Origin of the sequence: Planktomarina temperata RCA23 (assembly GCF_000738435.1) — a bacterium.
GTDB lineage: Bacteria > Pseudomonadota > Alphaproteobacteria > Rhodobacterales > Rhodobacteraceae > Planktomarina > Planktomarina temperata.
Genome location: NZ_CP003984.1, coordinates 170,928 through 188,384 on the forward strand (window position 1 = coordinate 170,928; position 17,457 = coordinate 188,384).

The following is a 17,457-nucleotide window of genomic DNA, read 5'->3' on the forward strand; positions in this document are numbered from 1 at the left end:
TTATTCGATTGCGGCCCCGCTGAGCATGGCGTTGATCCAGCCTTTGGTCTCGGGGGTTTTGGCGAGCCGAAGAAAGGCGGCGCGCTCGCGGTCGAACATATCTTGTTCTGTGACCTCCAGCGGCGCATCGGAGCTGGTGTTGACCACGATGGTCGCGATTTCCATGGCCGTGGTTTTATTGTGCGGTTTGAACCAGCCCTTTGCCAGGCCATCGGCCATGAAGGCGTCCATTTTTGCAAAGATGGCTTGCCCTGGCAGGGTCATTTTTGGTGGCTCTGGCGGTGTGTAGCCCGGGGCCATGTCGCGGATCATCGCGCTGGCGCGGGTGATGAGCTTGTCGCGGTTCATCACTGTTTCGTCATGACCGGGCCGGAAATACCGAAGTTTTGTAGCCTGTTCAGGGCTTTCGCCGGTTTTTCCATAACCGATTTGCATCCAGGTTTCCCAAGCGGCGGTCTCTGCATCGCCCGTTGCCTCAAACCAGCGTTGGTAGGTGGTTTTAACCCCGCCGCCGCCGGGCACAACCCCAACGCCACTTTCCACCAATCCCAGCACGGAATTGGCATGGGTGAGCAGTCGGTCGCAATGTAAAAGCACTTCGAAGCCTCCGCCAAGCGAGAGACCCGAGGGCGCGCCCACAACTGGCACGGGGCAATATTTCAGCGCCGCAACGGCTTGTTGGAAGTCATTGAGAAAGGCGTCCATTTCCCCCCAGGCTTCGCGGGCAATGAAATCGGCAAAGCGGTTCAAATCAACCCCTGCGCTGAAGTGCTGCGCGTCGTTATGGATCAAAATGCCTGTGCCGTGATCCTCGGCAGCTTGGCGCACAATGGCCATGCTCTCACCTGTGAGTGCATTGGCTTTGGAATGAAACTCCACCAAGCGCAGACCGCCGGGCAGGCTCCAAAGGCTGGCTGCGCGGTTGCTGGCAATGGGGGTCAGAGTTCGGCGCGTGAGGCTAAAGCGCTCTGTGCCTTCGGGCAGCTGCACGGGTTTGAGCTGTGATGCAGTTTGATCAAAATTGCGGACCATCAAAGTGCCCTCTTGCACCTGATAGAACGGGCCATGATCTGCGGATGTTTGCAGGGCTTGGGGAATGGTGCAGCCGGCGTCTTGGGCCAATTTTATGACCACGTCAGCGCCCAAAGCATCGATCATTTCAAATGGGCCGCGGATCCAGTTGAATCCCATCTTCATCGCGTCATCAATGTCTTGCGGCGTGCCGGTGACATCCGGGATCAAAGCGGCCGCATAGGCCAGCACGCGGCCGAGGAAATTGCGACAATATTTGTGATGCGGCTCTGCGCCTTCGATCATCATGGGAAGGGTTTCGAGCCCATCTTGCTGCGCATTGGCGGCTTTTTGTGCCAAGGCTGGCAGCTCGGTGATGCGCGGTCGCAGTGCGCCGCTGGTCAAATCAAGGGCTTGATCCTCGCGATAAAACCCGCCCTTGCCTGATTTCAGGCCGGTGAAACCTTCAAAGATCATCCTATCGATCAGGGCGTTTGCCGGGTTGTTGGAGCGTCCAACCGCGTGAAATACGTCATTTTCTGGTAGAATATCGCCCAAAGTGTCCACCACATCGGACATGAGGTCCACGCCAATCATATCGTAAAGACCAAACACCCCCGTTTTTGGAATGCCCATGGGACGGCCCATCAGAGCATCGGCATGCTCGATGCAAAGCCCCTGTTTAAAGGCCTCGTCCATACCCACTTGCAGCGCAAAGACCCCAACGCGGTTGCCCAAAAATCCTGGCGTGTCATTGCAAGGAACCACGCCCTTGCCGAGAATTTCGTCATTGTAGCGCGACAGGCGCTCCATCACATCGGCGCGGGTGTCTGCGCCGCGGACAAGCTCCAAAAGGCGCATGTAGCGCACGGGGTTAAAGTAATGGGTGATGGCAAACCTTTGCCGGAAGGCCAAAGGCATTTCTGCCACCAATAGTTTGATTGGAATGGTGGAGGTGTTGGAGGTGACGATACAGTCGTCGCTGATCACCGCATCCAACCGTTTGTACAGATCGCGTTTGATGTCGAGCCGTTCGACCACCGCTTCAACGATCCAATCGCATTCGGCGAGCTTGTCAAAATCGGCCTCGATGGTGCCAGTTTCAATCAGATCAACATTGCCACGCTGGTGCAAAGGTGCGGGCTCAGACTTTTGCAGCCGTTCCAAAGCGTAATCGGTGGCTTGGGTTGTGAGGTCCAAGAGGAGAACCTTTTGGCCTGCATTGGCGATTTGGCCGGCGATGCCAGAGCCCATGGTGCCAGCGCCGATCACTGCGATGCGTTTGAATGTCATGCTCGATGTGCCTGTTAGAAAAATGCCCGGAGGGCTTTGTTGACGTCAAAAGGGTGTTCGGTGATCGACATATGGCCCGATTGGGCAATTTCGACCAGCTCACCCCCTAGCGCAGCCTGCAGGGCCAATCCAGTTTTACGGGGCGTCATTCGGTCCTGGCCGCAGACCACGGTTAAGGTGGGGCAGGTGACAGATTGCGCAGCGGTGGGGCCATTGTCATAGGCGTTACAAGCCACCAAATCTTTGTGAAGTGTTCCGGGCGCATTGCCAGCCATAAGGCGGCTGCCGTAAAGCATATGCGAGGTGCCGGGCATTGTGTGGTCATGAATATGCCCTGCTGTGCCATGGCCCCAGTCCATCATCGCGGCAATGGCCGCGCTTTCGTTTGTTGCGGCCAGATTGATCAGAGCGTCATTGACCGGGATCGCCAGCGCCGTGCTGATAAAGGCCGCCTTGGCAACGAGATCAGGGTAGCGGCTGGCCAATTCCAATTCGATCAAACCGCCCATGGAGTGACCGACCAAAATGGCTTTGGGGATGCCGAGCGCTTGCATGAATTGTGCATACCAATCGGCCATGGCCTCCACTGTTGTGAGCGCCTCGCCCTTCGACAAGCCATGTCCTGGCATATCGGGCGTGATGCATTGAAAGCCACGATTGGCAAAAAAGCGATGTTGCAACATGAAGCCAAGATGCGATTGGCCGGAGCCGTGCACGAAGAGCACAACCGGTCCTGATGATGGATCAAAATCGCGCCCGCCGGTTGAGGCAAAAATTTCGACATTATTCAGCGTCAGTTTCATGCGCCTGTTCCTTTTGCCTTGGCAGCGGTTAATTTTCCAGCCGTGCGCAGCGCTTGTTTGAAGTCATCGATAATGTCTTTTTGGTCTTCCAAGCCCACTGAAATTCGGATCAAATCATCGGTCAGCCCAGCTGAGGCCATGGCCTCAGAGGTCAGATGTGAATGCGTGGTGGAGCCGGGGTGGATCACCAGCGTTTTGGCGTCGCCCACATTGGCCAAATGGCTGGCCAGCTGCACAGATTCTATGAAGGCACGACCCGCGTCACGGCCGCCTTTGATGCCGCAGGCAATGATTGAGCCTTGGCCTTTGGGCATGAGACGCATGGCGGTGTCATGATCTGGATGATCAGGCAAGCTGGGGTGTTTGACCCAGGCGATTTGCTCATGACCTACGAGAAACTCTAACATGGCTGCGGTGTTGGACATATGTTTTTCCATCCGCAGACCCAGCGTTTCCAGGCCTTGTAAGATGTAGAACGCATTTTGCGGTGACATGCAGGGGCCGACATTCATCATGCCTTCCGTGCGGATGCGTACTGACAGGGCCGCCGGGCCAAACTCTTCCCAAAGAATCGCGCCCTGATAGCCGAAATGCGGGGTGGTGAGCATGGGGAATTTATCATTTTGCCCCCAATCGAAATTGCCCCCGTCAATCACGGCACCACCCAAAGCAATGCCATGGCCACCCATCCATTTGGTGAGCGAATGGATCACGACATTTGCGCCCAATTCGATCGGTTTGACCATCCAAGGGGTGTTGAACGTGGCGTCGATGACTAAGGGAATGCCCGCGGCTTGGGTGATTTTGGCCACAGCCGGCACGTCCATGATATCCATCCCGGGATTGCCGATCACTTCGCCAAAGACCATTTTCGTATTGGGGCGAATGGCCTCAGCAATGGCTGTGGGGTCATTCGGTGGCACGAAGCTGGTCTCGATCCCGTAGCGTTTCAGCGTATGCTCAAACAGGTTGATATTCGCACCATACATTTGCGAGGAGCTGACGATGTGATCGCCGGCTGAGCAAAGTGCCAGAACGGTCACAAACAGCGCTGACATGCCAGAGGCCGTTGCAATGGCTGCAACCCCGCCATCCAAAGCGGCCAGGCGTTGCTCGAGCACGGCGACGGTGGGATTGGTCAAGCGGGAGTAGATATGCCCGCCAACTTCCATATTGAACAGGGCAGCGGCATGTTCCGTGCTGTCAAAAACATAGCTGGTGGTTTGGTGAATAGGCACGGCCCGGCTGCCAAAGCGCGCATCGGGGCTTTGGCCGGCGTGAAGCGATAGGGTGTCGAACTTATAGTCAGCCATGAGTGTGCTCCTGGGCAAGATTTCAGCGTCGTTGCTATCGCGCAATGGATCATAGCTCAAGCGTCTGCGCCATGGAATTTCATGCGTTACCATCATATATAATTGAAATTTCGAGAATATTGGGAGATGTGACGTAGGGTGAGATTGGGCCTGCACAGGGGGCAGACTGCGTCTTGCACGATTTTGTCTTGCGCTACGGGCGGGAGATGGGTTTTAATACTTCCATTATGACATTGATATTTCATGTATTATTTTTAGTTTTGCTCTTGGTGGCGCTGGCTTTCTTGCTTTATATGCTTCACCGCGGTCGCGTTGAGCGCCGGAAAATGCGCCGCCTTATTGACCGGTTGCGCCTGTCGAACTCCAAGCTCTCTCGCTATGTTGATCTTGATGACCTGACTGCGGCGCAATCGCGCCGGTACTTGGTGGATCGGATCGACCGCCACAAGCGCCGCGAAACCCACGCGCTGCTTTATGTGGATTTGGATGAGTTCAAGACCGTGAATGACACCTATGGCCATGATGTCGGGGATGCGTTGTTGATCAAGGTGACTGATGCCATGGTGGCGGCTTGTCGTCCTGGAGATTTTGTCGCGCGACTTGGTGGGGATGAGTTCTGCGTCTTTCTTAAGGGCTGTGACTTGGAGAGCGCTGGGCAGGTGGCGCGCCGCTTTTTGCAAGCGGTGGTGGAGGCCGATATGGAGGTCGCGGGGCGCCGGGTGATCCGCACCGCGAGCATTGGCGTGTGCGAATTGCGGCCAGATCAGAGCATGGAAGATGCGTTGAATGTTGCCGACGCGGCGCTCTATGAGGCGAAATCTAAGGGTAAGAATCAAATTTTAGTAGCGGATCAAGATGTTGTGCTCCGCATGCGGCAAAAACAGTCACGCCCTTCTGCTGAGGAGGTCGGAGCGGCTTTGGAAAATGGGGAAATCACCTATTTTGTTCAGCCAATTTTTGATTTGGAACAGGATCGAATTGAAGGGGTTGAGGCTTTGATCCGATGGGTCAAGCCGGATGGTGAGATATTATTGCCAGGCCAATTTTTGGATCTGATGGCGGACAGTTATAAACGCGGCGTCCGGCCACCACTTGAGGAGGCCAATGCGGCTGCAATTGGATTTTCCAAATTGGACCCGCCGATCTACTGCGGATGGAATATTTCGAGCAAGTTTCTGAACAATACTGTACTGCCGGGCGCAGACGCGGAATGGCTCAAAGCCTTGCTCAACGGCCTGCCGCCAGAAATGACAGTTTTTGAAATTGTCGAGAGCACCGTGATTGAAAATCCCGAGGCCACCAAAACGCTCATCAATAGGCTGAGATCCAAGGGCGTGCGGATTGCCTTAGATGATTTTGGCATTGGTATGTCCAACCTTGAGCGATTGCTGGAATATCCGATCGATATTTTGAAAATTGACCGAAGTTTCGTGCAAAGCCTGACACAAGAAAGCCGTGAGGGGATTATGCGCGGACTTGTTGAGATGTCCAAAACTATGGGCTTTGAAATTATTGCAGAGGGAATCGAAACTCAGAATCAACTAGACCTCGTGCGCGCAGTGGGAATCACCCATGCGCAGGGGTATTTTCTTGGAAAACCAGGGACAGCTGACTATTGGCTCGAAGAAATATTGCGCCGGCGGTCTCAAAAAACGACATCTGAGTGAAAATATCGATGTGGATATATTTGAGGGTCGGAACTGGCCCTAAATATGTCATTGCCTATGTCCTAATAGAAGGGCAGACATTAACCCACAGAGATGCTGCGAGAGAAAACCGTGGCATATTCAATCCCTTTAAGGAGCTGCCCCATGAAAATGACCACTGAAGAAGCCTTTGTAAAAACGCTCCAGATGCACGGTATCCGCCACGCTTTCGGGATCATTGGTTCTGCCATGATGCCTATTTCTGATATCTTTCCAAAAGCTGGAATCATGTTTTGGGACTGCGCCCATGAAGGGTCCGCTGGGATGATGGCGGATGGCTACACCCGCGCCACCGGCGAAATGTCCATGATGATCGCACAAAACGGTCCTGGCATTACCAATTTCGTTACTGCGGTCAAAACCGCCTATTGGAACCATACCCCCCTGCTGTTGGTCACACCACAAGCGGCCAATAAAACCATCGGTCAGGGTGGCTTCCAAGAAGTTGAACAAATGAAATTGTTCGAAGATATGGTTGCCTACCAAGAAGAAGTTCGCGACCCGAGCCGGGTGGCAGAAGTTCTGAACCGTGTCATTATGCAGGCGCATCGGGCCTCCGCCCCGGCACAGATCAACATTCCGCGCGATATGTGGACCCAGGTTGTTGATATTGAGTTGCCAAAAATCGTTGCATTCGAGCGCCCACAAGGTGGGGAGAGCGCGGTTGCGGAAGCGGCTGAGTTGATCTCGAATGCGAAATTCCCGGTCATCTTGAATGGCGCCGGCGTTGTTCTGGCCGATGCGTTTGACGATGTTGCCGCTTTGGCAGAGCGTTTGGATGCACCGGTCTGTGTGGGCTACCAGCACAATGATGCATTCCCTGGCTCGCATCCTTTGTTTGCCGGTCCTTTGGGCTATAATGGCTCAAAAGCGGGCATGGAGCTGATCTCACGGGCTGACGTCGTGGTCGCGCTGGGCACACGGCTTAACCCCTTCTCAACACTGCCGGGCTACGGGATTGATTACTGGCCGGTGAATGCGAAAATCATTCAGGTGGATATCAACCCAGATCGGATCGGTTTGACCAAGCCTGTAAGCGTGGGCATCGTTGGGGATGCGAAAAAAGTGGCGCAAGGCTTGCTGGCGCGCCTGTCTGATACGGCCGGCGATGCGGGTCGTGAGGAGCGCAAGAACTTGATCGCGACAACCAAATCAGCTTGGGCGCAAGAGTTGACTTCAATGGATCACGAAGATGATGATCCAGGCACCACTTGGAACCAGCGTGCACGTGCGGACAAGCCAGATTGGATGTCTCCGCGTATGGCTTGGCGTGCTATCCAATCGGCTCTGCCAAAAGAGGCAATTATCTCCTCAGACATTGGCAATAACTGCGCCATCGGCAACGCCTACCCCTCCTTTGATGAAGGCCGAAAGTATCTGGCTCCGGGTCTCTTTGGTCCCTGTGGCTACGGTCTGCCGTCAATCGTTGGCGCGAAAATTGGCCAACCTCACGTTCCTGTGGTTGGTTTTGCAGGTGACGGCGCCTTCGGGATTGCGGTTAATGAGCTGACGGCCATTGGTCGGGACGAATGGCCTGCTGTGACACAGATCGTGTTCCGCAACTACCAATGGGGTGCAGAAAAGCGCAACTCAACCCTCTGGTTCGACGATAACTTTGTTGGCACTGAGTTGGACACCAAAGTCTCCTATGCCGGCATCGCGCAGGCCTGTGGTTTGATTGGTGTGCAAGTGAAAACCATGGAAGAGTTGACCGATGTGTTAAACCAAGCCATCAAAGACCAAATGGAAAACAATAAAACCACTTTGATCGAGGTCTTGTTGAACCAAGAATTGGGTGAGCCTTTCCGCCGGGACGCAATGAAAAAACCTGTTCAAGTTGCAGGCGTGTCTTCGACAGATATGGCGGCTGAATAAGGAGCTTCGGTGTGGCGGCATTTCGCGATATTCTTGCCGCCACCTCTGGCGCAACACCAACCATTGTATTGAGCGAGGGCGCCGACCCTCGCGTTGCAGAAGCCGCGGTTGCGGCTTCTGTTGCTAATTTGGCAAAAATTATTTGCATCGGCGACCCGGCCTTGGTGCAACCGGCGCTTGCTGCGGCGGGCTCAGTGGGCGATATCGCAATCGAAGGCCCCGCCACAAGCCCGCGATTGCCCGGCTATATTGCAGATTATGTGCGCAAGCGTGCGGCCAAGGGCATGACGCCCGAAAAAGCCCAGCTTGAATTGTCCCAAGCCAACTTTTTCGCAGCCGCCATGGTCGCGGCCGGGGATGCCGATGGTACGATTGGTGGCGCAGTCTATTCCACACCCGATATCATCCGCGCAGCACTCAAAGTGATTGGCACGGCGGAGGGTACAAAGCTTTTATCGTCTTTTTTCTTTATGCTTTTCGAAGATCGCCCGGATCTGCCCAGCCCGGTGAACGTCTTCACCGATTGCGGTCTGGTGATTGACCCCAGCGCTGAAGAATTGGCCGATATTGCGATTTCCTCTGCGGAATCGATGCGCTGTCTCACCGGGCTGGAGCCCAAAATCGCGATGCTGTCTTTCTCCACGCGCGGCAGTGCCAAACATGCCAATGTCACCAAAGTGAGCCAGGCCACCGCCATGGTGCAGGCGGCGCGACCGGATCTTGTGGTTGATGGTGAGTTGCAATTCGATGCGGCCATGGTGCCATCGGTCGGTGCCGCGAAAGCACCCGGTTCACCCGTTGCCGGGCAGGCAAATATCTTTGTCTTTCCGAATTTGGATGCCGGCAATATCGGCTATAAAATTGCGCAGCGTTTTGGTGGCGCCAAGGCCATTGGCCCGATTTTACAAGGCCTGGCAAGACCAGCGAATGATTTGTCACGCGGCTGTACTGCGGATGATATCATTGACATGATTTGTGTAACGGCAGCTCAAGCGGCCGTTCAAAAAAATACCTGAACTGCAGGCAATAGGGGGTCCTACCCATGGGATTTGAAGAACCAAAACTGAACTTGTCACCCAAGGTGAGTGATGAGATCCGCAAGACCACTTGCTATATGTGCGCTTGCCGTTGTGGGATCAATGTCCACATGAAGGAGGGTAAGGTCGCCTATATCGAGGGCAACCGCGATCACCCGGTGAATAAGGGGGTTCTTTGCGCCAAAGGTTCGGCAGGCATTATGCAGGTCAACGCCCCGTCGCGTCTGCGCGTACCGCTCAAACGGGTTGGGCCGCGAGGCTCTGGGGCTTTTGAAGAAATTTCATGGGATGAGGCGCTGCAGCTGGCGCAGGATTGGCTGGAGCCGGTTCATAAAGAAAATCCCGAAAAACTGGCGTTTTTCACTGGGCGGGATCAATCTCAAAGCTTCACCTCCTTTTGGGCGCAGGGGTTCGGCACGCCAAACTACGCGGCCCATGGCGGCTTTTGTTCGGTGAATATGGCCGCCGGGGGCATATACACCATGGGCGGCGCCTTTTGGGAGTTTGGACAACCCGATTGGGAGCGGACAAAATTGTTCATGCTCTTTGGCGTTGCCGAAGATCACGACAGCAACCCGATCAAAATGGGTCTGGGCCGGTTGAAGGAACGCGGCGCGAAGGTGATTGGCGTCAACCCGATCCGCACGGGCTATAATGCGATTTCCGATGAATGGGTGGGTATCACACCGGGCACAGATGGGCTGTTTATCCTATCCATGGTGCATTTGCTGCTTAAAGCTGGCAAAGTGGATTTGAATTACCTTGCTCAGCTGACCAATGCGCCTGCACTGGTGGACAGCACCGAGGGGCCGAATAAAGGCATGTTGCTGCGCGGTGCAGATGGCAAGCTGCTGGTTATTGACCGCAAAAGCGGAAAGCCTGTGGCCTTTGACACCAAGGGCATCACGCCAGATTTGGCCGCCACCTATGAAGGGCATCGCACGGTGTTCCAACATCTGGCCGAGCGTTATCTGTCTGATGACTATGCGCCTGAAAACGTGGCGGAGCGCTGCGGGATTTCCGCAGATCGGATCCGGGCCATCGCTGCAGATTTGGCCCGCGTTGCCTTTGATGAGGCCTTCGAGCTTGACCAACCCTGGACCGATTTCCGCGGCAATAAGCATGATAAGATGATTGGCCGCCCGGTGTCCTTTCACGCCATGCGGGGCGTATCTGCCCATTCCAATGGCTTTCAAACCTGCCGCAGCCTGCATTTGCTGCAAATCATCCTGGGCACGGTTGAGGTGCCCGGCGGGTTTCGCTTTAAGCCGCCTTATCCAAAACCCGTTTCTGCGCATCCCAAACCGCACTGCAAAGTCACCCCCGGCGCCGCGCTGGACGGGCCGCATTTGGGCTATGTTCAGGGGCCGGACGATCTGTGTCTCAAAGACGACGGCAGCGCGGCCCGCATTGACAAGGCCTACACTTGGGAAAACCCCATGTCGGCGCATGGCCTGATGCATATGGTGATATCCAATGCCCATGCCGGCGATCCCTATAAAATCGACGTCTTGTTCATGTATATGGCGAATATGAGCTGGAACAGCTCAATGAACAGCAGTGGTGTGATGGAGATGCTCACCGACAAGGATGAAAACGGCGAATATGTGATCCCGAAAATCATCTATTCGGACGCTTATTCTTCGGAAATGGTGGCCTATGCGGATCTGATATTGCCAGACACGACCTATCTGGAGCGCCATGACTGCATTTCCTTGCTGGATCGTCCGATCTGTGAGGCGGGCGGTGCGGCGGACAGCATTCGCTGGCCGGTGGTGGAGCCGGACCGCGATGTGCGCGGCTTTCAGTCTGTTCTGGTCGATTTGGGCGCCCGCATGGGGCTCAAGGGCTTTGTCAATGACGACGGATCGGCGAAATACAAAGACTATGCAGATTACATCGTCAATCACGAGCGTCGCCCTGGCGTGGGGCCGCTGATTGGGTTCCGCGGCGAGACGGGCCAAGAGGAAGGCCGCGGCGCGCCGAACCCCGATCAAATGCAGGCCTATATCGACAATGGCGGTTTTTATGAGATCCATGTGCCCGAAGGGGCAGATTACTACAAACCATGGAACGCGGCCTACCAAGATTGGGCCGTGAAAATCGGCATTTATGACGCGCCGCAACCCTATCTTTTTGACATATATTCCGAACCCATGCGCCGCTTCCAACTGGCGGCAGAAGGCCATGGAGAGCGTCAACCGCCAGAGCATCTGCGCGCGCAAATCAAGCAGACGCTGGATCCGCTGCCGATGTGGTATGCGCCCTTTGAGGATGGCGCGGTCGATGTGGAGGAATTCCCCGTCCATGCGCTGACCCAGCGCCCGATGGCCATGTATCATTCATGGGGGACGCAAAACGCTTGGCTGCGGCAAATCCATGGGCAAAATCCGCTGTTTGTGCCGACCAAGATTTGGCAGGCCAATGGCTTTGCCGAGGGCGACTGGGCGCGGGTCACCTCCGCCCATGGCTCGATTGTGGTGCCGGTTGCACATATGGCTGCGCTGAACGAAAACACTGTTTGGACCTGGAACGCGATTGGCAAGCGCAAGGGGGCTTGGGCCTTGGATGAAAAGGCGCCTGAGGCGACCAAAGGCTTCCTGCTCAACCATTTGATCCATGAGCTGCAACCGCCCAAGGGCGACGGGCTGCGGTGGTCGAACTCCGATCCGGTGACTGGCCAAGCGGCCTGGTTCGATCTGCGGGTGAAAATCGAGAGGGCCGAGGCGCAGTCCGAAAGCAGCCCACGCTTTGAGCCGATCACCTCGCCGGTTGAAAAAGGCCCCAAAGCGATGCAGTGGAAAGTTGGGGAATGAACCGCAAGCATTCCATAACGGGCCATGGCGGCGTGCAGCTGTGCGTGCATGATCTCGGACCTGAAACGGCGCCGGCGATTATTTTGGTGCATGGCTGGTCGCAATGCCACCTGTCGTTTGCGCGGCAAGCGGCGCTGGCCGAAGGGTTTCGGCTGATCCTGCCCGACCTGCGCGGCCATGGGCAATCGGATAAACCTCTGGGTCCAGCCTGTTACGACAACAGCCGGCCATGGGCGGAGGATATGCAGGCGATCATCACCAGCCTTGCCCTTGATGCGCCCCTATTGGTTGGGTGGTCGATGGGTGGCTGGGTTGTGATGGATTATCTGGAGCATTTTGGCGATGCGGCTTTGGCGGGTGTCGGTCTGATCGGCTCGTCCATCACCACCGGGGCGCATCTGCCGCCCGCGGCCGCCAAGGTGCGCAATGATCCCCCGGCAAAGGCTGTGGGCATGTATTCCGAGGATCTGGCGGAAAATCTGGCCGCCGTTCAGGCCTTCGTTTCGGTCTGTTTCCATCAACAGCCCGATGCGGGTACTCTGGCTCAGGCGGTGGGGTATAATATGCTCGTGCCGCCGCAGGTGCGGGCCGCGGCGCGGTTGCGCCAAGAAGATCGCCGGGCTGTCGCCGAGGCGACGGTTAAACCCGCTTGGGTGGCCTGGGGCGCACATGAGCGCTTGGCCCCGGCGGAAATGGGGCAACAAGCCCTGGCGCATTTCCCGAATGCGGAAGGGCAAATCTATCACAATTCCGACCATTCGCCCTTTTGGGAGGAAGCCACGGCGTTCAACACCGACCTCGCCGCATTCGCAACCCGCTGCTTCGCGCCCATCCCGCGCGGTTCATCCGCAGCCCATATTTCAGGAGGTCCCCTATGACAACCTTACCCGAAACCTCCGCAAAAAAGCTGGGCTTGGTCATTGACCTTGACACATGCGTTGGTTGCCATGCCTGTGTGGTCAGCTGCAAAGGCTGGAACACCGAGAATTATGGCGCGGCCCTGTCGGATCAAGATCCCTATGGGGCAGATCCTTCGGGCACCTTCTTGAACCGTGTGCATTCCTATGAGGTGCAGCCTGAGACCGGCCCGGCGCAGTTGATCCATTTTCCAAAATCCTGCCTGCATTGCGAAGATGCGCCCTGCGTGACCGTTTGCCCCACCGGCGCGAGCTATAAGCGCAGTGAGGATGGGATTGTGCTGGTCAATGAGGATGCCTGCATTGGCTGTGGTCTTTGTGCTTGGGCCTGTCCTTACGGGGCGCGGGAGATGGATCAAGCGGCGGGTGTGATGAAGAAATGCACGCTCTGTGTCGACCGGATTTATAATGAAAACCTACCGGAGGAGGACCGCGTTCCGTCCTGTGTGCGCACCTGCCCCTCCGGCGCGCGGCATTTTGGCGATTTGGGCGATGAAAGCTCTGAGGTGTCGCAATTGGTGGCGGCGCGTGGGGGCATGGATCTGATGCCTGAGCTGGGCACCAAGCCGGTGAACAAATACCTGCCGCCACGTCCGAAAGATGTGCCGGCTGATCTCGATATCCTTGCCCCCTATTTGGAGCCAGTTTCTGGCACGCAAAAAGGCTTCCTTGGGTGGCTCGACAAAGCTTTGGAGAAACTCTGATGCATCCTGCTGGTTCTGTAATACTCTTCACTGTCGCTTCCGGATTGGGCTTTGGCCTGCTCACCTGGCTGGGGCTTGGTCTGCCAGATGTGCGCGGCTGGGCGGCGTTTTTCTACTATGCTTTGGCCTTTGCGCTGGCGGTGGGTGGGCTTTTGGCCTCGACCTTCCATTTGGGCAATCCGCAGCGGTTTCTGAGGGCCTTCTCGCAATGGCGCAGCAGCTGGCTGAGCCGTGAGGGCTGTTTGGCCGTTGCCTGTTTGCTGGTCATGGGGCTTTTTGCCCTGGGGGCCGTGTTTTACGATGCCACTTGGCAGCCTTTGGGCTATATTGGCGCGGCTTTATCAGTTTTGACGGTGTTTGCCACGTCGATGATCTATGCGCAGCTGAAGACCGTGCCGCGTTGGAACCATTGGAGCACCCCGGTCCTGTTTTTAGCTTTGTCGCTTGGTGGCGGTGGGTTGCTTGCGGGGCAAGTGGGTCCCGCCATCGGGCTTTTGGCTTTGGCTGGGGTTATGCAGCTTTTTGCTTGGCTGTCCGGTGATGGGCGTTTTCAGGAACGGGGCACGGATATCGGCACCGCAACGGGCTTGGGGGTGCGCGGCGTCGTGCGCGCCTTTGAGCCGCCCCATACGGGCAACAACTATCTGTTGAAAGAGATGGTCCATCAGGTGGGGCGCAAACATGCGGTGAAATTGCGGCTGATCGCTTTTGCGCTGATGATTGCGGCGCCTTTAGTTTTGGTGATGATCTCGAGTGGCGCGCTGATGATTTGTTTGGCTGTGATCTGCCATGCGCTGGGCACCTTTGCACAGCGCTGGCTCTTTTTCGCCGAGGCGGAGCATGTGGTGGGGCTTTACTACGGCAAGCGCTGAGCTCTGGTTACAGTCCTATGCGCAAATTAAAGGCGGGAGGTGAAACGTTCACCCCCCGCCTAAATTTTTGAAACGCGGCGCGCTTTTTATAGCGCCGCTGTGCGATTAGAACGGATTGTTTTCTGACTTGCCGCGGCTGTCGAAAAATTCCTTGGTAATCTTAAAGACGATTGGGCTGAGCAAGGCCAAGGCCACCAAGTTCGGAAGGGCCATAAGCGCGTTGAGCGTATCGGCCAAAAGCCAAACGAAGCCGAGCTTCAAGGTTGCCCCGACAAGCGCAGCCAGAGACCAGACCGCACGGAACGGCATGATGATTTTCACGCCGAACAGATATTGCAAAGACCGCTCGCAGTAGTAGCTCCACCCCAGAATTGTTGTGAATGCGAAAATCGTTAGGGCGATGGCGATGATATATCCTCCAACACCCGGCAGAGCCAGATCGAAGGCATGGGATGTCAAAGCAGCACCGGTTTCCCCACTGGTCCAAGCCCCCGAGGCGATGATGGCCAAGGCGGTGAAGGAACAGACGATGATCGTATCAATAAAAGTGCCCAGCATAGCGACAAGACCTTGGCTCACAGGGCCTTTGGTCGATGTGGCCGCATGTGCAATGGGCGCCGATCCAAGACCTGCTTCGTTTGAAAATACGCCGCGGGCCACACCAAATCGAATAGCCGCCCAGACAGCCGCGCCGGCAAAGCCGCCAGTGGCTGCGGAGGGGGTGAAAGCATGGGTGAAGATCAAGCCAAAGGCCGCTGGAATTTCCGTAACATTGATCAACAAGACCAAGGTTGCAGCAGCGATATAAGCCACGGCCATGAAGGGCACCAATTTTCCGGCCACGGTTGAGATGCGGTCAATACCGCCCAAAAGGACAGCCCCGACCAAAAGCACCAGCACCACGCCTGTGATCCATTCTGGGATGGAGAAATTGGCGTTTAACGCATTGGCGATGGAATTGGCCTGCACCATATTTCCGATGCCGAAGCCGGCAATCCCGGCAAATAGGGCAAAACATATCGCCAGCCATTTCCAATTCGCACCGAGCCCGTTCTGGATGTAATACATGGGCCCACCGACCTGCTTGCCACGTTCATCGGTCTCGCGGAAGCGTACAGCCAGAACGGCCTCTGCATATTTTGTGGCCATGCCCACGAGGGCGGTCATCCACATCCAGAACACCGCACCCGGCCCACCGAGGAAAATCGCGGTTGCGACGCCAGCAATATTTCCAGTGCCAATCGTGGCGGCCAGAGATGTCATAAGGGCGTTGAAGGGGCTGATGCCCTTATCGTCCCCTGGAATACGGCCTTTCCAAAGCAGATCAAAGCCGAATGGAATTTTGATGATGGTCAACAGTTTGAGGCCAAATGTGAGGTACAGCCCGACTCCCAAAATTAGGATCAGCATTGGTACGCCCCAGACGATGCTGTTGAGGTCACCAACGAGTTTTGTGAGTGCTTCCATAGTCTCCTCCCTAGAGTAAAAAATATTTTTGAGACAATTCAATTAAAATGCCTTGGAAATTTCCGAAGCGTGATTGCACTATATATAGGCGTCTTAATAAATCAATTAATAACATATGGTTGAAAATTGGTTAACGGCACCAGAGGATCGGTTTGATCCCAGAGCTGGCTGTGTCTTAGATTGGCAGCTCTGGGGACCTATCGTCCGCCACTGCGGCGCGGTAATGTTTGCGGCAAAGCGAAAGGTAGGTTTCATTGCCGCCTATCTGCACTTGATCGCCGGCCGTGACGGCTTTGCCAGTGCTGTCAAATCGCACGACCATTGTCGCCTTCTTGCCGCAATGGCAGATGGTCCGTACCTCGCGCATTTCATCAGCCAGCGCCAAAAGCGCGGCGGACCCCGGAAACAGCTCCCCCAAAAAATCCACTCTCAGGCCATAGCACATGACGGGCAGGCCAAGGTCATCGACCACGCGGGCCAGGGCCCAAACTTGTTCCTTGGTCAAAAACTGCGCTTCATCAATAAAGGCGCAGGCGACGGGACCCTGTGCCAGTCGATTTTGTATCTTCTCAAAGAGGTCATCCTGGGTGGTAAACGTGTCCGCCTCTTCGCCAATGCCGATGCGGGAGGCGATTTTACCCTGACCGGCCCTTGTGTCCATTTGCGCGGTGAGCAGATAGGTCTGCATACCGCGCTCCTTGTAGTTATGCGACGCCTGCAGCAGCAAAGTCGATTTGCCGGCGTTCATCGTGGAGTAGTTGAAATAGAGCTTAGCCATACAGTTATGTGCCCCGAGCGCGGAGCCGATGCAAGAGGGTGAGGGCCTATCCATTGGGAGGTGATCGCAGCTTTCCTTGCCCCTGAGATGGTGTTAATTGCGAGCGATAGATTGACCGGAGGAGGGGAAAATGTCCCAAACTGACGTCCCACTTTATGATCCCAATATGCTGCGCCCGATTGATTTTTCGGCTCTGGCCGGACCGGAAGATGATGGGCATGCGCCGCGCATTTTGCTGCTTTATGGGTCGTTGAGGCCGCAAAGCTATTCGCGTGCGGTGGCCGAAGAGGGCGCGCGGGTTCTGCGGGCATTGGGCTGTGAGACAAAGTTCTTCGACCCCACTGGCTTGCCCCTGCCCGATGGGGCGCCCGATAGCCATCCCAAGGTGCAAGAACTGCGCGAATTGGCACTGTGGAGCGAGGGAATGGTGTGGTCCAGTCCTGAGCGGCACGGGGCGATGACTGGGATTTTAAAAACACAAATCGACTGGATCCCGCTGTCTGCCATTGGTGGCCTACGCCCGACACAAGGGAAGACTCTTGCTGTGATGCAGGTTTCTGGTGGTTCGCAATCGTTTAATTCGGTCAATCAGATGCGGATCTTGGGACGTTGGATGCGGATGATCACAATACCGAACCAAAGCTCTTTGCCCAAGGCTTGGCTTGAATTTGAAAATGGGCGGATGAAGCCATCGTCTTTTTATAATCGGGTTGTGGATGTGATGGAGGAGCTGGCGCGTTTCACCGTTATGACGCGTGGGCGCAAGGAGATGCTGGTGGATCGCTATTCAGAACGCGTCGAGACGGCGGAAGAGCTGCACAAACGCGTTTCATTGAAAGACATATGATCTAGGCAGCCCCATCCC

At 55.8% G+C, this 17,457-nt stretch carries 13 protein-coding genes; 8 read left to right on the forward strand and 5 right to left on the reverse strand.

The genetic code is table 11. The features are described 5' to 3' along the window. The 3 genes from RCA23_RS00790 to RCA23_RS00800 are packed head-to-tail and all read right to left on the reverse strand — an operon-like array spanning position 1 to position 4,420. Complete coding sequence (locus RCA23_RS00790; RefSeq protein WP_044048624.1) at positions 1 to 2,304, reverse strand: 3-hydroxyacyl-CoA dehydrogenase/enoyl-CoA hydratase family protein; 2,304 nt, start codon at positions 2,302 to 2,304, stop codon at positions 1 to 3. Between the two features lie 14 nt (positions 2,305 to 2,318). Further along, entirely contained in the window at positions 2,319 to 3,107 is a 789-nt protein-coding gene (locus RCA23_RS00795) for an alpha/beta fold hydrolase (protein ID WP_044048625.1), read from the reverse strand. Further along, positions 3,104 to 4,420, reverse strand: coding sequence for an O-acetylhomoserine aminocarboxypropyltransferase (locus RCA23_RS00800; protein WP_044048626.1), 1,317 nt, complete (start codon positions 4,418 to 4,420; stop codon positions 3,104 to 3,106). Before RCA23_RS00800 ends, RCA23_RS00795 begins: the two co-directional genes overlap by 4 nt. 227 nt (positions 4,421 to 4,647) lie before the next feature. Here RCA23_RS00800 and RCA23_RS00805 point away from each other — a divergent pair, with 227 nt between their 5' ends. From RCA23_RS00805 to RCA23_RS00835, 7 genes are all read left to right on the forward strand, one after another. Continuing rightward, positions 4,648 to 6,087, forward strand: a complete 1,440-nt coding sequence (locus tag RCA23_RS00805) for an EAL domain-containing protein (protein ID WP_169701293.1) — start codon at positions 4,648 to 4,650, stop codon at positions 6,085 to 6,087. Between the two features lie 144 nt (positions 6,088 to 6,231). Next, the gene (gene xsc, locus RCA23_RS00810) at positions 6,232 to 8,001 is read left to right on the forward strand and encodes a sulfoacetaldehyde acetyltransferase (RefSeq protein WP_044048628.1); all 1,770 of its coding nucleotides are present in this window, start codon (positions 6,232 to 6,234) and stop codon (positions 7,999 to 8,001) included. An 11-nt stretch (positions 8,002 to 8,012) separates the two neighbouring features. Continuing rightward, positions 8,013 to 9,017 carry a phosphate acetyltransferase gene (gene pta / locus RCA23_RS00815; protein ID WP_052376958.1) on the forward strand — a complete coding sequence of 335 codons (1,005 nt, stop codon included), beginning with the start codon at positions 8,013 to 8,015 and terminating at the stop codon, positions 9,015 to 9,017. A 26-nt stretch (positions 9,018 to 9,043) separates the two neighbouring features. Then, positions 9,044 to 11,854 (forward strand): molybdopterin oxidoreductase family protein, encoded by a 2,811-nt coding sequence (locus tag RCA23_RS00820; RefSeq protein WP_044048629.1) that lies wholly within the window; start codon positions 9,044 to 9,046, stop codon positions 11,852 to 11,854. Further along, positions 11,851 to 12,732 (forward strand): alpha/beta fold hydrolase, encoded by an 882-nt coding sequence (locus RCA23_RS00825; protein ID WP_044048630.1) that lies wholly within the window; start codon positions 11,851 to 11,853, stop codon positions 12,730 to 12,732. Before RCA23_RS00820 ends, RCA23_RS00825 begins: the two co-directional genes overlap by 4 nt. Further along, the gene (locus tag RCA23_RS00830) at positions 12,729 to 13,475 is read left to right on the forward strand and encodes a 4Fe-4S dicluster domain-containing protein (protein ID WP_044048631.1); all 747 of its coding nucleotides are present in this window, start codon (positions 12,729 to 12,731) and stop codon (positions 13,473 to 13,475) included. The genes RCA23_RS00825 and RCA23_RS00830 overlap by 4 nt, the downstream gene beginning before the upstream one ends. After that, entirely contained in the window at positions 13,475 to 14,347 is an 873-nt protein-coding gene (locus RCA23_RS00835) for a dimethyl sulfoxide reductase anchor subunit family protein (protein ID WP_044048632.1), read from the forward strand. Before RCA23_RS00830 ends, RCA23_RS00835 begins: the two co-directional genes overlap by 1 nt. A 105-nt stretch (positions 14,348 to 14,452) precedes the next feature. Here the strand turns inward: RCA23_RS00835 and RCA23_RS00840 are convergent, their stop codons facing one another. Beyond that, positions 14,453 to 15,814, reverse strand: a complete 1,362-nt coding sequence (locus RCA23_RS00840) for an alanine/glycine:cation symporter family protein (protein WP_044048633.1) — start codon at positions 15,812 to 15,814, stop codon at positions 14,453 to 14,455. 175 nt (positions 15,815 to 15,989) lie between these two features. After that, complete coding sequence (locus RCA23_RS00845) at positions 15,990 to 16,592, reverse strand: thymidine kinase (RefSeq protein WP_044048634.1); 603 nt, start codon at positions 16,590 to 16,592, stop codon at positions 15,990 to 15,992. Positions 16,593 to 16,722: 130 nt separating this feature from the next. Here RCA23_RS00845 and arsH point away from each other — a divergent pair, with 130 nt between their 5' ends. Beyond that, the gene (arsH, locus tag RCA23_RS00850; protein ID WP_044048635.1) at positions 16,723 to 17,439 is read left to right on the forward strand and encodes an arsenical resistance protein ArsH; all 717 of its coding nucleotides are present in this window, start codon (positions 16,723 to 16,725) and stop codon (positions 17,437 to 17,439) included. Positions 17,440 to 17,457 lie beyond the last annotated feature (18 nt).

What these genes read in the sequence shown, in the direction of transcription:
- RCA23_RS00835 (WP_044048632.1), top strand. Translation starts at nt 13,475, where the DNA reads ATGCATCCTGCTGGTTCTGTAATACTCTTCACTGTCGCTTCCGGATTG.
- RCA23_RS00845 (WP_044048634.1), bottom strand. Translation starts at nt 16,592, where the DNA reads ATGGCTAAGCTCTATTTCAACTACTCCACGATGAACGCCGGCAAATCG.
- RCA23_RS00805 (WP_169701293.1), top strand. Translation starts at nt 4,648, where the DNA reads ATGACATTGATATTTCATGTATTATTTTTAGTTTTGCTCTTGGTGGCG.
- RCA23_RS00795 (WP_044048625.1), bottom strand. Translation starts at nt 3,107, where the DNA reads ATGAAACTGACGCTGAATAATGTCGAAATTTTTGCCTCAACCGGCGGG.
- RCA23_RS00825 (WP_044048630.1), top strand. Translation starts at nt 11,851, where the DNA reads ATGAACCGCAAGCATTCCATAACGGGCCATGGCGGCGTGCAGCTGTGC.
- RCA23_RS00830 (WP_044048631.1), top strand. Translation starts at nt 12,729, where the DNA reads ATGACAACCTTACCCGAAACCTCCGCAAAAAAGCTGGGCTTGGTCATT.
- RCA23_RS00800 (WP_044048626.1), bottom strand. Translation starts at nt 4,420, where the DNA reads ATGGCTGACTATAAGTTCGACACCCTATCGCTTCACGCCGGCCAAAGC.
- RCA23_RS00840 (WP_044048633.1), bottom strand. Translation starts at nt 15,814, where the DNA reads ATGGAAGCACTCACAAAACTCGTTGGTGACCTCAACAGCATCGTCTGG.
- RCA23_RS00790 (WP_044048624.1), bottom strand. Translation starts at nt 2,304, where the DNA reads ATGACATTCAAACGCATCGCAGTGATCGGCGCTGGCACCATGGGCTCT.
- arsH (WP_044048635.1), top strand. Translation starts at nt 16,723, where the DNA reads ATGTCCCAAACTGACGTCCCACTTTATGATCCCAATATGCTGCGCCCG.
- xsc (WP_044048628.1), top strand. Translation starts at nt 6,232, where the DNA reads ATGAAAATGACCACTGAAGAAGCCTTTGTAAAAACGCTCCAGATGCAC.
- RCA23_RS00820 (WP_044048629.1), top strand. Translation starts at nt 9,044, where the DNA reads ATGGGATTTGAAGAACCAAAACTGAACTTGTCACCCAAGGTGAGTGAT.